The organism is Rhodococcus sp. PBTS 1 (assembly GCF_001620025.1).
In the GTDB taxonomy this organism is placed as follows: domain Bacteria; phylum Actinomycetota; class Actinomycetes; order Mycobacteriales; family Mycobacteriaceae; genus Rhodococcoides; species Rhodococcoides kroppenstedtii.
The window spans coordinates 1368532-1383439 of sequence record NZ_CP015219.1 but is presented as its reverse complement, the minus strand read 5'-3'; the positions used below and the strand labels follow the sequence as shown (position 1 = coordinate 1383439).

At 68.5% G+C, this 14908-nt stretch carries 15 protein-coding genes; 3 read left to right on the top strand and 12 right to left on the bottom strand.

The genetic code is table 11. The annotated features are described in order from the left end of the window. Positions 1–88 precede the first annotated feature (88 nt). From A3Q40_RS06240 to ctaD, 3 genes are all read right to left on the bottom strand, one after another. On the bottom strand, positions 89–901 hold the full coding sequence (locus A3Q40_RS06240; protein ID WP_371831467.1) for a peptidyl-tRNA hydrolase: 813 nt from the start codon (positions 899–901) through the stop codon (positions 89–91). Beyond that, a complete protein-coding gene (gene serB, locus A3Q40_RS06235) occupies positions 898–2151 on the bottom strand; it encodes a phosphoserine phosphatase SerB (RefSeq protein ID WP_068100515.1) in 1254 nt (417 codons plus the stop codon). The genes A3Q40_RS06240 and serB overlap by 4 nt, the downstream gene beginning before the upstream one ends. 65 nt (positions 2152–2216) lie before the next feature. Beyond that, positions 2217–4019, bottom strand: coding sequence for an aa3-type cytochrome oxidase subunit I (gene ctaD, locus A3Q40_RS06230; protein WP_068100513.1), 1803 nt, complete (start codon positions 4017–4019; stop codon positions 2217–2219). Positions 4020–4177: 158 nt separating this feature from the next. On the opposite strand from ctaD, the gene A3Q40_RS06225 reads away from it, so the two are divergent. Continuing rightward, entirely contained in the window at positions 4178–5245 is a 1068-nt protein-coding gene (locus tag A3Q40_RS06225) for an ABC transporter substrate-binding protein (protein ID WP_068100511.1), read from the top strand. 1 nt (position 5246) lies between these two features. Then, on the top strand, positions 5247–5720 hold the full coding sequence (locus tag A3Q40_RS06220) for an NUDIX hydrolase (RefSeq protein WP_068100509.1): 474 nt from the start codon (positions 5247–5249) through the stop codon (positions 5718–5720). 250 nt (positions 5721–5970) lie between these two features. Here A3Q40_RS06220 and nrdF read toward each other — a convergent pair whose 3' ends face one another. From nrdF to A3Q40_RS06190, 6 genes are all read right to left on the bottom strand, one after another. Further along, entirely contained in the window at positions 5971–6933 is a 963-nt protein-coding gene (nrdF, locus tag A3Q40_RS06215) for a class 1b ribonucleoside-diphosphate reductase subunit beta (protein WP_068105432.1), read from the bottom strand. 166 nt (positions 6934–7099) lie between these two features. Beyond that, positions 7100–8134, bottom strand: a complete 1035-nt coding sequence (locus A3Q40_RS06210; RefSeq protein ID WP_068100507.1) for a type IV toxin-antitoxin system AbiEi family antitoxin domain-containing protein — start codon at positions 8132–8134, stop codon at positions 7100–7102. Between the two features lie 93 nt (positions 8135–8227). After that, positions 8228–10390, bottom strand: coding sequence for a class 1b ribonucleoside-diphosphate reductase subunit alpha (nrdE, locus tag A3Q40_RS06205; protein ID WP_068100505.1), 2163 nt, complete (start codon positions 10388–10390; stop codon positions 8228–8230). 11 nt (positions 10391–10401) lie between these two features. Continuing rightward, a complete protein-coding gene (gene nrdI, locus A3Q40_RS06200; RefSeq protein ID WP_068100503.1) occupies positions 10402–10887 on the bottom strand; it encodes a class Ib ribonucleoside-diphosphate reductase assembly flavoprotein NrdI in 486 nt (161 codons plus the stop codon). An 82-nt stretch (positions 10888–10969) separates the two neighbouring features. Further along, positions 10970–11212, bottom strand: coding sequence for a redoxin NrdH (locus A3Q40_RS06195; RefSeq protein WP_068100502.1), 243 nt, complete (start codon positions 11210–11212; stop codon positions 10970–10972). 314 nt (positions 11213–11526) lie between these two features. Further along, complete coding sequence (locus tag A3Q40_RS06190; protein ID WP_068100499.1) at positions 11527–12084, bottom strand: NAD(P)H-dependent oxidoreductase; 558 nt, start codon at positions 12082–12084, stop codon at positions 11527–11529. 94 nt (positions 12085–12178) lie between these two features. Between A3Q40_RS06190 and A3Q40_RS06185 the strand changes: the two genes are divergently transcribed. Beyond that, the gene (locus tag A3Q40_RS06185) at positions 12179–12787 is read left to right on the top strand and encodes a TetR/AcrR family transcriptional regulator (protein WP_068100497.1); all 609 of its coding nucleotides are present in this window, start codon (positions 12179–12181) and stop codon (positions 12785–12787) included. Here the strand turns inward: A3Q40_RS06185 and A3Q40_RS06180 are convergent. The 3 genes from A3Q40_RS06180 to moaA are packed head-to-tail and all read right to left on the bottom strand — an operon-like array spanning position 12776 to position 14861. Beyond that, the gene (locus tag A3Q40_RS06180) at positions 12776–13555 is read right to left on the bottom strand and encodes a fructosamine kinase family protein (protein WP_068100493.1); all 780 of its coding nucleotides are present in this window, start codon (positions 13553–13555) and stop codon (positions 12776–12778) included. The two genes, A3Q40_RS06185 and A3Q40_RS06180, sit on opposite strands and share 12 nt — an antisense overlap. Next, on the bottom strand, positions 13552–13794 hold the full coding sequence (locus tag A3Q40_RS06175; RefSeq protein ID WP_068100489.1) for a MoaD/ThiS family protein: 243 nt from the start codon (positions 13792–13794) through the stop codon (positions 13552–13554). Before A3Q40_RS06175 ends, A3Q40_RS06180 begins: the two co-directional genes overlap by 4 nt. A gap of 8 nt (positions 13795–13802) precedes the next feature. Then, positions 13803–14861 carry a GTP 3',8-cyclase MoaA gene (gene moaA, locus A3Q40_RS06170; protein WP_068100488.1) on the bottom strand — a complete coding sequence of 353 codons (1059 nt, stop codon included), beginning with the start codon at positions 14859–14861 and terminating at the stop codon, positions 13803–13805. Between the last annotated feature and the right edge of the window lie 47 nt (positions 14862–14908).

Below are 14908 nucleotides of genomic sequence, written 5' to 3'. Positions count from 1 at the left end.
GCGCCGCCATCGACACCGCGGCGCGCTGAGCGCCGCCATCGACACCGCGGCGCGCTGAGCGCCGCCATCGACACCGCGGCGCGTTGAGCTAGGTGATGCTGCGCAGGTCGGCGAGCACCGTCGTCGACCCGGGCGCGACCTCGGTGTAGCCGGCGTCGCGGACGCCGACCACGGCGTCGCCGAGGGCGATCGACTCGGTCCAGCGGGCCTCGTCGGCGATGCGCACGTCCGTCGGGCAGCCGCGACGGAACCATCGCTCGACCGTCTCGACCGGCAATCGTCCGGCCGCGAGCATGACCGCGTGGCCGACCTGGGCGGCGGTCTTGCCCACGGTCATGTCGAGGGTTCCGTTCACCCACAGGACGAGTGCGTCGGGATCGGGCGCGTCGGTGCGGTCGTCGAGCGGAAGGTCCGTGCCCTCGACCTGCAACTTGCGCAGGCGCGGATCGAGATCGCGCAGCCGACACGGCACGTACGCCCGCGCCGAGGCGCCGTCGACCGTCGTCGTGATGCCGTCGACCTCCTGCGCCGCGGCCCACTGCGCGCCGCGCGCCCGGCGGGACACCTTGCGAATGCGGGCGTCCAGCCAGGCCGTGTACTCGCCGTGCCACGGTCCGTCCGGGCCGACCCGGGGGTCGAGGCACACCAGCGCGGTGGCGGTGGCGGCGGCGCGGAGGAGGGCCGACCGGGCCGGCGGCTCGGCCTTCGGAATGTGCAGCACCATCGGCATGGCCCGCACGTCGCCGGGATCGTTCGGGTCGTGCCGGCTGCCGAATCGGTCCGCTCCGTCTGCCATGCGGACGAGGGCGGCGTGACGGTCGGTCAGCGACGTGTCGGGTACGGTCGCGGGCTCCGGCTCGGGCCCGGGACCGGTCTCGGGGTCGCGATGGGGCTCGGTCACGGGATCGGGATGCGCCGGACGAGGCCGTCGACGGTGTCGGCGGCCTCGATCTCGCTGCGGGTGACTCCGAGGACGAACAGCAGAGCGTCGAGAAACGGGGAGGACAGTGCGGTGTCCGCGACCTCGCGCAGCGCCGGCTTGGCGTTGAACGCCACTCCGAGTCCGGCGGCGGTGAGCATGTCGATGTCGTTGGCCCCGTCGCCGACGGCCACCGTCTGCTCCATGGGGACGCCGACCTCGGACGCGAACTGCCGCAACGCCAACGCCTTCTGCGCGCGGTCGACCACCTGCCCGGTCACTCGGCCGGTGAGCTTTCCGTCGACGATCTCGAGGGTGTTGGCCTGCACGAAGTCCAACTCGAGTTCGTGGGCGAGCCCCTCGATGACCTGGCGGAAGCCGCCGGAGACGACGCCGCAGTGGTATCCCAATCGACGCAACGTTCGAATGGTGGTGCGGGCGCCCGGAGTGAGCTGCAACTCGGCGGCCACCTCGTCGATGACCGACGCGTCGAGGCCGGACAGCGTCGCCACGCGGCGATCGAGCGACTCCGCGAAGTCGATCTCGCCCCGCATCGCGGCCTCGGTGACCTCGCGGACCTCGTCCTCGACGCCGGCGCGGGCGGCCAGCATCTCGATGACCTCGCCCTGAACCAGGGTCGAGTCGACGTCGAACACGATGAGCCGCTTGGCACGGCGGGCGAGGCCGGCGCGTTCGACGGCGACGTCGATCCCCACTCCGGCGGCGACCGTGGCGAGGGAGGTGCGCAGACGTTCGTCGGCGTCGTCGGTGGTGCCGTCGACGGAGACCAGCAGTTCCAGCCCCGTGACCGGATAGTCGGCGATGCCGCGGATGGAGTCGATGTTCGCCCCCTGACGGGCCAGCTCGCTCGACAACACGCTGATCGCCCGTGCCGTGACGGGCCGTCCGAGCACCACCACCACGTGGGTGGACAGCGGGGCGCGGCCGTGTTCGCTACCCACCTCGACGTCGACGTGGACGCCGACGGTGGCCATGGCCTCCTCGAGGTGCTCGTGCAGCGTCTCGACGTCGCCGGCGCACTCCCCCAGCACGCCGAGGGTCAGACGGCCACGAATGACGACCTGCTCCACGTCGAGCACGGACACGTCGTGGCGCGCGAGGGTGGCGAACAGAACGGACGTGACACCCGGCTTGTCACCGCCGGTGACGGTGACGAGCACCGACGTGGCGCGCCGCCCGGGCTGCGTGTCCTGTGTCTCATTGCTGGTCACGAAGGACCCCTTTCCAGCGAAAAGCCCCTCGCCGAGACGGGAGGGGCTGATCGCACGAGACGGTGTCAGTGGCGGCCGGAATCCGGATCGCGGTCCGCCGACGACTCGTGGTCGCTGGTGGCGATCGGTGCCCGACGAGCCTGCTCGAGCGTTTCCGTGGTCTTGCCGCCGCCGTGGCCGGGGCCCACGTGCGCCTCGGCACGCATGCGCTCGACCATGTGCGGGTAGTGCAGCTCGAAAGCCGGACGCTCCGAACGGATGCGGGGCAGTTCCACGAAGTTGTGGCGCGGCGGCGGGCAGCTGGTGGCCCACTCGAGCGAGTTGCCGTAGCCCCACGGGTCGTCGACCGTGACCGGATCGCCGTAGCGGTAGCTCTTGAAGACGTTCCACAGGAACGGCAGCGTCGAGGCACCGAGGACGAACGCACCGACCGTGGAGATCGAGTTCAGCACCGTGAAGCCGTCGGACGGCAGGTAATCCGCGTAGCGACGCGGGAAGCCCTCGGCGCCGAGCCAGTGCTGCACCAGGAACGTCAGGTGGAAGCCGATGAACGTGGCCCAGAAGTGCCACTTGCCGAGCGCCTCGTCCATCATGCGGCCGGTCATCTTGGGGAACCAGAAGTAGATGCCCGCGTAGGTGGCGAACACGATGGTGCCGAAGAGCACGTAGTGGAAGTGCGCGACCACGAAGTACGAGTCGGTGACGTGGAAGTCGATGGGCGGGCTGGCGAGCAGCACGCCGGACAGACCACCGAAGAGGAAGGTCACCAGGAAGCCGACCGAGAAGAGCATCGGCGTCTCGAAGGTCAGGTGCCCCTTCCACATGGTGCCGATCCAGTTGAAGAACTTCACACCGGTGGGCACCGCGATGAGGAACGTCATGAAGGAGAAGAACGGCAGCAGCACCGCGCCGGTGGCGTACATGTGGTGCGCCCACACCGCGATGGAGAGCGCCGCGATGGCGATGGTGGCGTAGATCAGACCCGTGTATCCGAACAGCGGCTTACGGGAGAAGACCGGGAAGATCTCCGAGACGATGCCGAAGAACGGCAGCGCGATGATGTACACCTCGGGGTGACCGAAGAACCAGAACAGGTGCTGCCACAGCAGGACGCCGCCCGTGGCCGGGTCGAACAGGTGCGCGCCGAGATGCCGGTCCGCCGCCAGGCCGAGCAGCGCCGCGGTGAGCAGCGGGAAGGCGAGCAGCACCAGGATCATCGTGACGAAGATGTTCCAGGTGAAGATCGGCATGCGGAACATGGTCATGCCGGGCGCACGCAGGCAGATGACCGTGGTGATCATGTTGACGCCACCGAGGATGGTGCCGAGGCCCGACAGCGCCAGGCCCATGATCCAGAAGTCGGCGCCGATGCCGGGCGAGTGCACCGCGTCGGTCAGCGGCGTGTAGGCCGTCCAGCCGAAGTCCGCGGCACCACCCGGGGTGATGAAGCCGGCGGACGCGATGAGCGCACCGAACAGGTAGAGCCAGTAGCTGAACGCGTTCAGACGCGGGAACGCCACGTCCGGTGCGCCGAGCTGCAGCGGCATGATGTAGTTCGCGAACGCGAAGACGATCGGCGTCGCGTACAGCAGCAGCATGATGGTGCCGTGCATGGTGAAGAGCTGGTTGTACTGCTCGTTCGACAGGAACTGCAGGCCCGGCACGGCCAGCTCCGCGCGCATGAGCAGCGCCAGGACACCACCGAACAGGAAGAACCCGAACGAGGTGACCATGTACATGATGCCGAGCGTTTTGGGATCGGTGGTCGTCACCATCTTGTGGACGAACGAACCCTTGGGCCCCATGCGGGGCGGGTACGGCCGCGAAGCCGTCAGCTCGGGGACTGGCTGGGGCGCTAGGGCAGTCACTGATCCTCCTGAATGCGCGTCTCCCCGCGGAAGCGAAGTGGACGCATGAACGTGCGCTACAAGGATCGTAACCCCCTGGGCCGACATGTGAAGCGCGGGTCCTACTCGGTGTCGTAGGTCGTCCGTCACGCCGTGACGCCTCCAGTAGGGTCACCGCCATGCTGCGTCGCTTCCGTCGTCGATCGGCCGCGCTCGTCGTCACCCTCGGAGCCCTGGTCGCGACGCTGTCCGCTTGTGGCGACACCGGTGGGGACGACGCGTCGACGATCGTGCGGACCACCACCAACGTGGCCGGCGCCGGCGTCGTCGGGATCGAGCGCGACACCGTCGGCCTGTGCGCCCTCCCCCAGCCCGCCGACACCTTCGGTCGGCAGGGCGACGGGCGCATCGTCGTCGGCAGCGGCCGCACCGTCACCGTTCCGGCCGACCCGAGGCGCATCGTCGTGCTGTCGATGGAGGCGCTCGACGCGTCCTGCGCCGTCGGTACCTGGGAGTCGGTGGTCGGCGCACCCACCGTCCCGCTCGCGCCCACCGCTCCCCCGTCCGCCCTGCCCCGCCCCGACTACCTCGGCACCGGCATCGCGCAGATCGCCCCCGTCGGCCCACCCTCGGCACCCGACGTCGACGCGGTCCGGGCGCTCGCACCCGATGTCGTCATCGGCACGGACGACCTCGACCCGGCCGTCCGCGACGAGCTCGACGCCATCGCCCCGACGGTTCTGACCCGCGCCGAGTCCTCCTGGACCGACCGAGCTCTGCTCGCGGCCACGGCCATGGGACGTCGGGACGCGGCGTCGCGCGCCGTCGACGACTACCGCGCTCGGGCCGAGGACGTGGGGCGCCGCCTGAACAGTCGGCTCACCGAGGCCTCCGTGATCCGGTTCCACGGCGACGGCGCCGACGTCCTCGGCGACGACAGCTTCGCCGGTCAGGTCCTCACCGCCGCCGGCGTCCGCCGACCGGGACCCCAACAGGGTCCGACCGCACCGCTTCCGGCCGACGATCTCTCCGTCGCCGAGGGCGACCTGATCTACGTGATCTTCGACGGCCCCGAGGGACTCGAGTACGGGCGCAGCGTCATGGAGACCGACGCCTGGAAGGACCTCGGTGCCGCGACCGACGGACGCGTCTTCGCCGTCGACGACGCCGCCTGGTCCGGTGACGGCGTCATTGCCGCCCGCACCGTGCTGACCGACCTCGAGAACTCCCTGAACGGGTACGTCTGACGTGCCGGTACCCGAGTTCATCCTGAGTCTGCGGGAGAAGATCGGCCACGCCCCGCTCTGGCTGTCCGGTGTCAGCGCCGTCGTTCTGGACGCCGAGGATCGGATCCTGCTGACCCGGCGCGTCGACAACGGACGGTGGGCCGTCGTGTCCGGCGTGCTCGAACCCGGTGAGGAACCGGGCCCGGCGGCGCTGCGCGAGATCGCCGAGGAGACGGGTGTGACGGCCGAGCTCGTGCGACTGACCAGCGTCGACGTGACGGAGCCGATCGTCTACCCCAACGGCGACCACACGCAGTACCTCGACCTCTGCTTCCTCGCCCGGCACGTCTCCGGCGAAGCACGGGTGGCCGACGACGAGAACACCGACGTGCGCTGGTTCTCGGCGGACCACCTGCCGGCCGACCTCACCGACACCTCCCGGCTGCGCATCGACAAGGCGCTCCACCACGGCCCGGAGGCGTGGTTCCGGAAGTAGTTCCCCCACCTGCGCAGGTTTCCGCCACCCTCACCGGTTGCAACAGATGCACCTGACCACGACCTGCGCAGCTGCGGGGTTCCGTGGCCGCGGCGCGCGAGTTCTGCCACATCATCGGCAGGAGATCGACGAGTTCGCAGAACCGACGCCGATCATGTGGGAAAACTCGCGCGGCGGCCGGTCCGACAGCACCCGGAACGAGAAACGGGGCACCACCCGAGAAGGTGGTGCCCCGTTCACGAGCAGGGGATCAGAAGTCCCAATCGTCGTCCTCGGTGTTGACGGCCTTGCCGATGACGTAGGAGCTGCCGGAGCCGGAGAAGAAGTCGTGGTTCTCGTCCGCGTTGGGCGACAGCGCCGACAGAATGGCCGGGTTGACGTCGGTCTCGTCCTTGGGGAAGAGCCCCTCGTAGCCGAGGTTCATCAGCGCCTTGTTGGCGTTGTAGCGGAGGAACTTCTTCACGTCCTCGCTGAGCCCGACCTCGTCGTAGAGGTCCTGGGTGTACTCGGTCTCGTTCTCGTACAGCTCGAAGAGGAGGTCGAAGGTGTAGTTCTTCAGCTCCTCGCGCTCGGCGGCGGACCGCGTCTCGAGCCCGCGCTGGTACTTGTAGCCGATGTAGTACCCGTGCACCGCCTCGTCGCGAATGATGAGGCGGATCAGGTCGGCGGTGTTGGTGAGCTTGGCCCGCGAGGACCAGTACATCGGCAGGTAGAAGCCCGAGTAGAAGAGGAAGGACTCGAGGAGGGTCGAGGCGACCTTGCGCTTGAGCGGGTCGTCGCCCTGGTAGTAGTCCATGACGATGGACGCCTTGCGCTGCAGGTTGGGGTTCTCCTCCGACCAGCGGAACGCGTCGTCGATGTCCCGCGTGGAGCACAGGGTGGAGAAGATCGACGAGTAGGACTTGGCGTGCACCGACTCCATGAACGCGATGTTGGTGTACACCGCCTCCTCGTGCGGGGTGATCGCGTCGGGGATGAGCGACACGGCGCCCACGGTGCCCTGGATGGTGTCGAGCAGCGTCAGGCCGGTGAACACCCGCATGGTGAGCTGCTTCTCGTGTTCGGTGAGCGTCTGCCACGACGGGATGTCGTTGGACACCGGCACCTTCTCGGGGAGCCAGAAGTTGCCGGTGAGGCGATCCCAGACCTCGGCGTCCTTGTCGTCCTGCACGCGGTTCCAGTTGATCGCGGAGACGCGATCGATGAGCTTCACCATGTATTCCTACCTGCCGATTCGACGCGGTTCGCGGCCGTACCGCGATGCTCGTGCGGGCGCGTTCGTCGCGCCAAATGTCACCGGCCCCAACACTACCGGTTGTGGAATCTCTCGGAGGACAACACAAGGGAGTGTGTCTTCGACCCGTGCGCCGTTTGCACCCCTAGGGATGTGCAAACGGCGCACAGCGGGCGCAGCCCGACTCTCCGACCCACCCCTCCCTCCGCAGAACAGTGGCGACCTCGGCTGCGACGCCGCATGGGTCACGCACGACCTCGTCGTACCCGTAGACCAAGCGGGGCCGGCCGGCGAGTTCGGCGGCGTTGTCCCGTCGACGATCACGAAACGCAACGGCCGAAGTGCTGTGGAACCGACGCCCGTCCAGGCGCACGATCAGATCGGCGCCGTGCGGGGAGTAATCCACGTCCTCGAACAGCGTCCGCCCATCGACGGTGACGGGACTCTGGCGCCGCGCCCGTGGCAACCCGTGCGCTTCCTCCACCTCGACGGCGTACGCCAGCTCGAGCACCGACGCCACTCCGTCGGTCAAGAACTCGACCGCGCGATTCAGCGCCGCCCGGTAGCGATACGGGGGTCGCTGCACCAACCGTGTGCGCACGGCACCCACCGTCACCACGCCGGTGGAGACCACCGACACCAGCGTCGACATCGCCTCGCGCGCAGTGGGTTCGGCCGTAGCCAGATCTACTGCGGTGTCTGCAGCCCCCGTCCGGGGCAATGCCGAACCGTGGACCACGTACGGATATGCGCGCGACCGATGCACGACGACTCCCGGATGGACCGTCGACCCCACCCGCGCCACCGGCGCCGTGTTCGTGGACCGACCGCGTACCGACGTGGGTGCCTGACATCGCGCGGACCGTCCGTACGGAACCGTCACGTGCACCGGCTGCAGCGATGTGGCCCGGCGAACAAATCCCCACTCCTCGGCGGCCGTGTGGTGGCTGAGCAACGCATGTGCGCCGCCGTACAACAACGCGGCCCGCAGGGTCTGCTCGCGGTCGAGCGGTCCGGCGGCCACCGCGTACACCCCGCGCAGCACGATGACCCAACGACCGGATTCGATGTGCCGACGAACGCGGCTGCGGCTGTAGCCGCACACCGTCACCTGCGATTGAGTGAACAGGCCAGCCTGGTCGTCGATGACCCTCTGAAGATCGTCCCCCCGGATATCCATGGGCGGATGGTGCACCAGGCTCCCGACACTGTCAGGGTCGTGCGCCTTTTGCACATCCCTGGATGTGCAAAAGGCGCACGGGCGCGGAGCGCACTACAGCATGCAGCTGACGCAGCCCTCGACCTCGGTGCCTTCGAGGGCCATCTGCCGCAGCCGGATGTAGTACAGCGTCTTGATTCCCTTGCGCCACGCGTAGATCTGCGCCTTGTTGATGTCGCGGGTGGTGGCGGTGTCCTTGAAGAACAGCGTGAGCGACAGGCCCTGGTCGACGTGCTGCGTGGCCGCGGCGTAGGTGTCGATGATCTTCTCGTACCCGATCTCGTACGCGTCCTGGTAGTAGTCCAGGTTGTCGTTGGTCAGGTACGGCGCCGGGTAGTAGACGCGACCGATCTTGCCTTCCTTGCGGATCTCGATCTTCGACGCCACCGGGTGGATGGAGCTGGTGGAGTAGTTGATGTAGGAGATCGACCCGGTCGGCGGCACGGCCTGCAGGTTCTGGTTGTAGATGCCGTGCTCGCGCACCGACGCCTTCAGCTGCTCCCAGTCGGCTTGCGTCGGGATGTGGATGCCGGCGTCGGCGAACAGCTCGCGCACCCGTGCGGTCTTCGGCTCCCACACCTGCTCGGTGTATTTGTCGAAGAATTCACCGGAGGCGTACTTCGACTCGGGGAAGCCACCGAAGGAGGTGCCGCGCTCGATCGCGAGACGGTTCGACGCGCGCAGCGCATGGAACAGCACCGTGTAGAAGTACATGTCGGTGAAGTCGATGCCCTCCTCGCTGCCGTAGAAGATGCGCTCGCGGGCGAGGTACCCGTGCAGGTTCATCTGCCCGAGGCCGATGGCGTGAGAGTTGTTGTTGCCCTTCTCGATCGACGGCACCGACGTGATGTGCGTCTGATCGGAGACGGCCGTGAGGCCGCGGATGGCGACCTCGATGGTCTGCGCGAAGTCCGGCGAATCCATCGTCTTGGCGATGTTCAGCGAGCCGAGATTGCACGAGATGTCCTTGCCGACGTGGCTGTAGGACAGATCGTCGTTGAACGTCGACGGCGTGGAGACCTGGAGGATCTCCGAGCACAGGTTGGAGTGGGTGATCTTGCCGTCGATCGGGTTGGCCCGGTTCACCGTGTCCTCGAACATGATGTACGGGTAGCCCGACTCGAACTGCAGCTCGGCGAGGGTCTGGAAGAACTCGCGCGCCTTGATCTTGGTCTTGCGGATGCGCTTGTCGTCCACCATCTCGTGGTACTTCTCGGTGACGTTCACGTCCGCGAAGGGCACGCCGTATATGCGCTCGACGTCGTACGGCGAGAACAGGTACATGTCCTCGTTCTTCTTCGCCAGCTCGAACGTGATGTCCGGGATCACCACGCCCAGCGACAGCGTCTTGATGCGGATCTTCTCGTCCGCGTTCTCGCGCTTGGTGTCGAGGAAGCGGTAGATGTCGGGGTGGTGCGCGTGCAGATACACCGCGCCCGCACCCTGCCGGGCACCGAGTTGGTTGGCGTAGGAGAACGAGTCCTCGAGCAGCTTCATGATCGGGATGACGCCGGACGACTGGTTTTCGATGCGCTTGATCGGCGCGCCGGCCTCACGAATGTTGCTGAGCAGCAACGCCACTCCGCCGCCGCGCTTGGACAGCTGCAGGGCCGAGTTGATCGAGCGACCGATGGACTCCATGTTGTCCTCGATGCGCAGCAGGAAGCAGGAGACGGGCTCGCCGCGCTGCTTCTTGCCCGAGTTGAGGAACGTCGGCGTCGCAGGCTGGAACCGGCCGGCGATGATCTCGTCGACCAGGTGCCGTGCGAGCACCTCGTCCCCCGCGGCGAGGGTCAGCGCCACCATGACGACGCGATCCTCGAACCGCTCCAGGTAGCGCTTCCCGTCGAACGTCTTCAGCGTGTAGGAGGTGTAGTACTTGAACGCGCCGAGGAACGTCGGGAACCGGAACTTCTTCGAGTACGCGTGGTCGAGAAGGGTCTTGACGAACGACCGGGAGTACTGGTCGAGCACCTCGGCCTCGTAGTAGTTCTCCTCGACGAGGTAGTCGAGCTTCTCGTCCAGGTTGTGGAAGAAGACGGTGTTCTGATTGACGTGCTGCAGGAAGTACGCCCGCGCCGCCTCACGATCCTTGTCGAACTGGATCTCCCCGTTCGGCCCGTACAGGTTGAGCATCGCGTTGAGCGCGTGGTAGTCGAGATCCGAGGCGTCGGATCGCGACGTCGCCGGGGACGTGTCCGTGACGGTCGGGGCCATGGGCGTAACTCCTACGGGGTGGCGGTGATGATGCGGGTCGTGTCTGCGGGCCGGGTGGCGTCACTCGGGCTCTCACCGTCGTGGCGGTCCCAGAACTGGGCGAGTCCCTCGCGGACGCGATCGACGTCCTCGGGAGTACCCATCAATTCGAAGCGGTAGAGATAGGGCACGCGGCACTTCGCGGCGATCACGTCACCGGCGAAGCAGTAGGACTCCCCGAAATTCGTGTTACCGGCCGCGATGACGGCGCGGATCAGGGAGCGATTGTGGGGATCGTTGAGGAATCGGATGACCGGCTTGGGAACGTACGACGTGTCCCGGCCCGTGGCCGTGATGCCGCCGCCGTAGGTCGGCAGGATCAGAACGTACGGGCGGTCGACGCGCAGATCCCCGTCCCGCGACGAGACGGGAATCCGCGTGGCGGGCAGGCCGAGCTTGACGACGAACCGGTGCGTGTTCTCCGACGCACTCGAGAAGTAGACCAGCGACTCGGTCACGGTGCTCGCCTCCCGAACGGTGGACGACGGATACCGGCGGCCGGACGGCCTACGACCGGTCCTGCGGGTCGGGTGGGACCCTTCAGGCAGCGGCGGTGACGATGGACTTGATGCGGTCCGGACGGAAGCCGGACCAGTGCTCGTCGCCGGCGACGACGACGGGAGCCTGGAGGTAGCCGAGCGCCATGACGTAGTCACGGGCCTCGGGGTCGAGCGAGATGTCCACCACGTCGTACTCGACACCGGCGTTGTCGAGCGCGCGGTAGGTCGCCTTGCACTGGACGCACGCGGGCTTGGTGTAGACGGTGACGGTGGTGGCGCTCATGAGTGTCCTCGTTCTCTCGCGTGACGGTGTCGCGTTCTGGTGCGCGACCACAGGGCCGGCGACCCTCCGATCGGGCCCCCGAAGGTCCCGCTCGTCCCTGCCGTGAATGCGGACCGAACGGGCCCACTTCCTGGAAGTTCCGGGTCGAAGCCGTGGTGGCCTCTCGCTGTCCCAGACACTACACCTGGTGTCCGACAGAGCAAGGCAACACCACAACTTGTAATGACAGTCGTGGAATTACCTGGGCGGAACCGCAAAATCACGGCGTGTCGCGCCGGGTGGGCGCGTCGCGGAGACGCGCCCACCCGCCGTCGTCACGCGTCGACGAGAGCGGCGTCGAGTGCGGAGACGACCGCGGCGATGTCTCCGGCGATCTGTGAGTTGTCACGGGGGTGCTTGCCGTCGATGGCCGACAGGATGCTGCCGATGGCCAGATCGGCGTCGTCGAGCACGGTGGCGCCGGCCACGCGCGCCGCCTTCGCGGTGTCGTCCTTGGCCCACCGGGCGGCGTTCGCACTCGGCGAGGAGCTGATGACCGCGGTCGGCTTGCCCTTGATCGCGCCGTCACCGAACGGACGCGAGGCCCAGTCGATGGCGTTCTTCAACACGGCCGGAATCGTCCCGTTGTACTCCGGCGTGAGCAGCAGGACGGCGTCGGCGTCGCCCACGGCGGTGCGCAGACGGTCGACGGCGGGGTACGCGGCGAGAGCGTCGGCGTTGTCGATGTCCTCGTTGTAGAACGGGAGATCCCCCAGGCCCTCGAAGATGTCCACCCGGACGTTCTCGGGCGCCACGGACGCGGCGGTCTCGGCGAGGCGGCGGGTCACGGATTCGGCACGGAGGCTGCCGACGAGGGCGATGACGCGAGACATGTGCGGTCCTTTCGCAGACGGTGATCGATCGGGAGTACCCCGTCGACCAACCGGACCATAGTCCACTTTGTTCCCTCATGCGTAAGCTGGCGGTGTGACAGACGCCCTGCTCCCCCTGGCGAACGGCGACACCGAACGCTGCGACGCGGCACGAAACCGCCGGTTGCTGCTCGATGCGGCCGTCGCCCTGGTCGACGAGCGCGGCCCGGACGGCCTCACCATGGACGCCGTCGCCTCCCGTGCGGGTGTGGGCAAGGGCACAGTCTTCCGCCGCTTCGGCAGCCGCGCCGGACTGATGCTGGCGCTCCTGGATCACACCGAGACCGCCCTGCAGCAGTCGTTCATGTTCGGCCCGCCGCCCCTCGGCCCCGGCGCCCCGCCGCTCGAGCGCCTGCTCGCCTACGGTCGCGCGCGGTTCGGCGTGGTCGAGGTCCAGGGCGAACTACTGCGCTCCGCCGAGAACTCCGGCTCGTCCCGCTTCGCCGCCCCCGCGTGGGCCGTCGGCTTCACCCACGTCGCCGGCCTGCTGCGCGCCGCCGACGTGCAGGGCGACATCGAGCTGCTCACCTACGCGGTCCTCGCTCCCCTCGAAGCCACGGTGGTCCTCCACCAGCTGCGCGACGGGCGCTTGACGCCCGAACGCCTGGTCCGAGGGTGGGAGGACCTGGTCCTGCGGATCACCCGGCCCGACTCACCCGAGTAGGCGCACCGTCTCCGCGGCGGCCGTCGCCAACGACTCGCCGTAGCTGCGCCCGTGTCCCGCCGCGTGCACCGCGAGCGGGTGGAGCTGATGAAGCGGCGTCCGCTCCTCCCACCCGTCGTCGAGGACGCCGCCGTCGCGGTAGCCCGCGTGGATCGCGGTGAGGAACGGGCAGCCGAACAGGGCCAGCATCGCCAGGTCCGTCTCGCGATGACCACCGTGCGCCGCGGGATCGATGAGCACCACCCCGTCCGGCGACCAGAGGACGTTGCCGGTCCACAGATCGCCGTGGATCCGGTCGGCTCCACCGGCAGGATCCACGACGCCCGACGCCACGATCGCGCAGGCACGCTCCACCAGGGCGGCCTCGTCGGCGGTCACGGTGCCCACGTCGACCGCGACCCGGAGGTAGGGCAGGACCCGCTCGGCCGCGTAGAACTCGCCCCACGACGCGTGGATCGTCGACGTCATCGTGCGGTTGCCGATGAAGATGGTCCCGTCGATGCCGTCGGGTGGGCAGCCGAATCCTCGAGCGCCGGCGGCGTGGGTGCGCGCCAGCATGCGTCCGAACTCCTCGGCGGCCTCCCGCGTCGGCCGTGCGGAGGGAATGCGCTCCAGGCGGATGTGGTCGCGGTCGACCTCGATCACCCGTGCGGTGCGCGCTCCGCCGTCGGCCAACCACGCCAGACCCGCGGCTTCGGCCGGGAAGAAGTTCGGGTGAGCGTCCGCACGCCGCTTGACGACGTCGTCGCCGGACCCGCTCGTCGTCATCCGCCCGCGAAGGGCGGAAGGACGTCGACGCGCGGACCGACCGTGCGAGCGTCGTCGCGAATCATCTCGTCGCCGACCAGGAAGACGGCGACGTCCAGGACGGGCGCGAGTCGCGCGCCGTGGCGTGCCGACAGCAGGGCCTTGAGCTCGCCGACGGTGATGTCCGGCGTCGCGTCGAGCGTCTCCGCGGAGGTTCCGGCCGCGTCGGCCGCCCCGGCGAAATACCGCACCTCAACCATTCGGCACCTCACCCACCGATGGCCCCCATCGAACGTTCCGGTGGGACGAACCCCGCGTCGTCCATGCCGTGGCCCGCGCTCTTCTCCCACATCGCGCCGCGCCACAGGTCGGCGATCTCGGCGTCGTCCGCGCCGCGACGCAGCACCGCGCGGAGGTCGGTCTCGACGTCGCTGAACAGGCAGGATCGGACCGTGCCCTCGGCGGTGAGCCGGGTGCGGTCGCAGTCGGAGCAGAACGAGCGGGTGACGGAGGCGATGATGCCGACCGTCGCCGGTCCGCCGTCGACGGTCCACTCCTCCGCGGGAGCCGACGGGTCGGACCGGCCGATCTCCGTCAGGTCGAACCGGTCACCGAGAACCGCCAGCAGTTCCGCGGCGGGCACCATGGTCGAGCGGGCCCACTCCCGGTCGGCGTCGAGCGGCATCTGCTCGATGAATCGCAACGCCACCCCGCGCTCCAGGCACCACGCGAGCAGATCGGCCGCGCCCGCGAGCGTCTCGCGCATGAGGACGGCGTTGATCTTGACCGGCGCGAGCCCCGCAGCCAGCGCCCCGTCGATGCCGGCGAGGACCGCCGGGAGCCGATCGCGCCGGGTCAGCGCGGCGAAGTGCGCCCGGTCGACGGTGTCGAGGGAGATGTTCACCCGCCCGAGTCCGGCCCGGGCGAGGGCCGCGGCCCGGCGATCGAGACCGATGCCGTTGGTGGTCATCGACAGCGCCACACCCGGCGCGGCGGCCGCGGACCGCGCCACGATGTCGACGATATCCTTGCGCACCAACGGTTCTCCGCCGGTGAAGCGCACCTCGTGTACGCCCAGTTCACGATGCGCGACGGCGACCAGGCGCGCGATCTCGGCAGCGCTCAGCACCTGTTCGGAGTCCAGCCCGGGCAGTCCCTCGGCGGGCATGCAGTAGGTGCAGCGCAGCGAACACTTCTCCGTCACCGAGATGCGCAGGTCGCGAGCCACGCGGCCGAAGCGGTCCAGCAGGACGGGGACGTCCGGGCGGTCCGCGACCGAGGGGCGCTGACCGGGCAGGCGGGGAATTCCCATGCTCACCACCGTCACCGGTCTCACCTCCTCGTTCCGTCGCGGTTGTCCCGTTCGAGTATGCC

Coding starts and splice junctions, on each gene's coding strand:
- A3Q40_RS06225 (WP_068100511.1), top strand. CDS start 4,178: ATGCTGCGTCGCTTCCGTCGTCGATCGGCCGCGCTCGTCGTCACCCTC.
- A3Q40_RS06210 (WP_068100507.1), bottom strand. CDS start 8,134: ATGGATATCCGGGGGGACGATCTTCAGAGGGTCATCGACGACCAGGCT.
- nrdE (WP_068100505.1), bottom strand. CDS start 10,390: ATGGCCCCGACCGTCACGGACACGTCCCCGGCGACGTCGCGATCCGAC.
- A3Q40_RS06195 (WP_068100502.1), bottom strand. CDS start 11,212: ATGAGCGCCACCACCGTCACCGTCTACACCAAGCCCGCGTGCGTCCAG.
- A3Q40_RS06190 (WP_068100499.1), bottom strand. CDS start 12,084: ATGTCTCGCGTCATCGCCCTCGTCGGCAGCCTCCGTGCCGAATCCGTG.
- A3Q40_RS06180 (WP_068100493.1), bottom strand. CDS start 13,555: ATGACGACGAGCGGGTCCGGCGACGACGTCGTCAAGCGGCGTGCGGAC.
- A3Q40_RS06175 (WP_068100489.1), bottom strand. CDS start 13,794: ATGGTTGAGGTGCGGTATTTCGCCGGGGCGGCCGACGCGGCCGGAACC.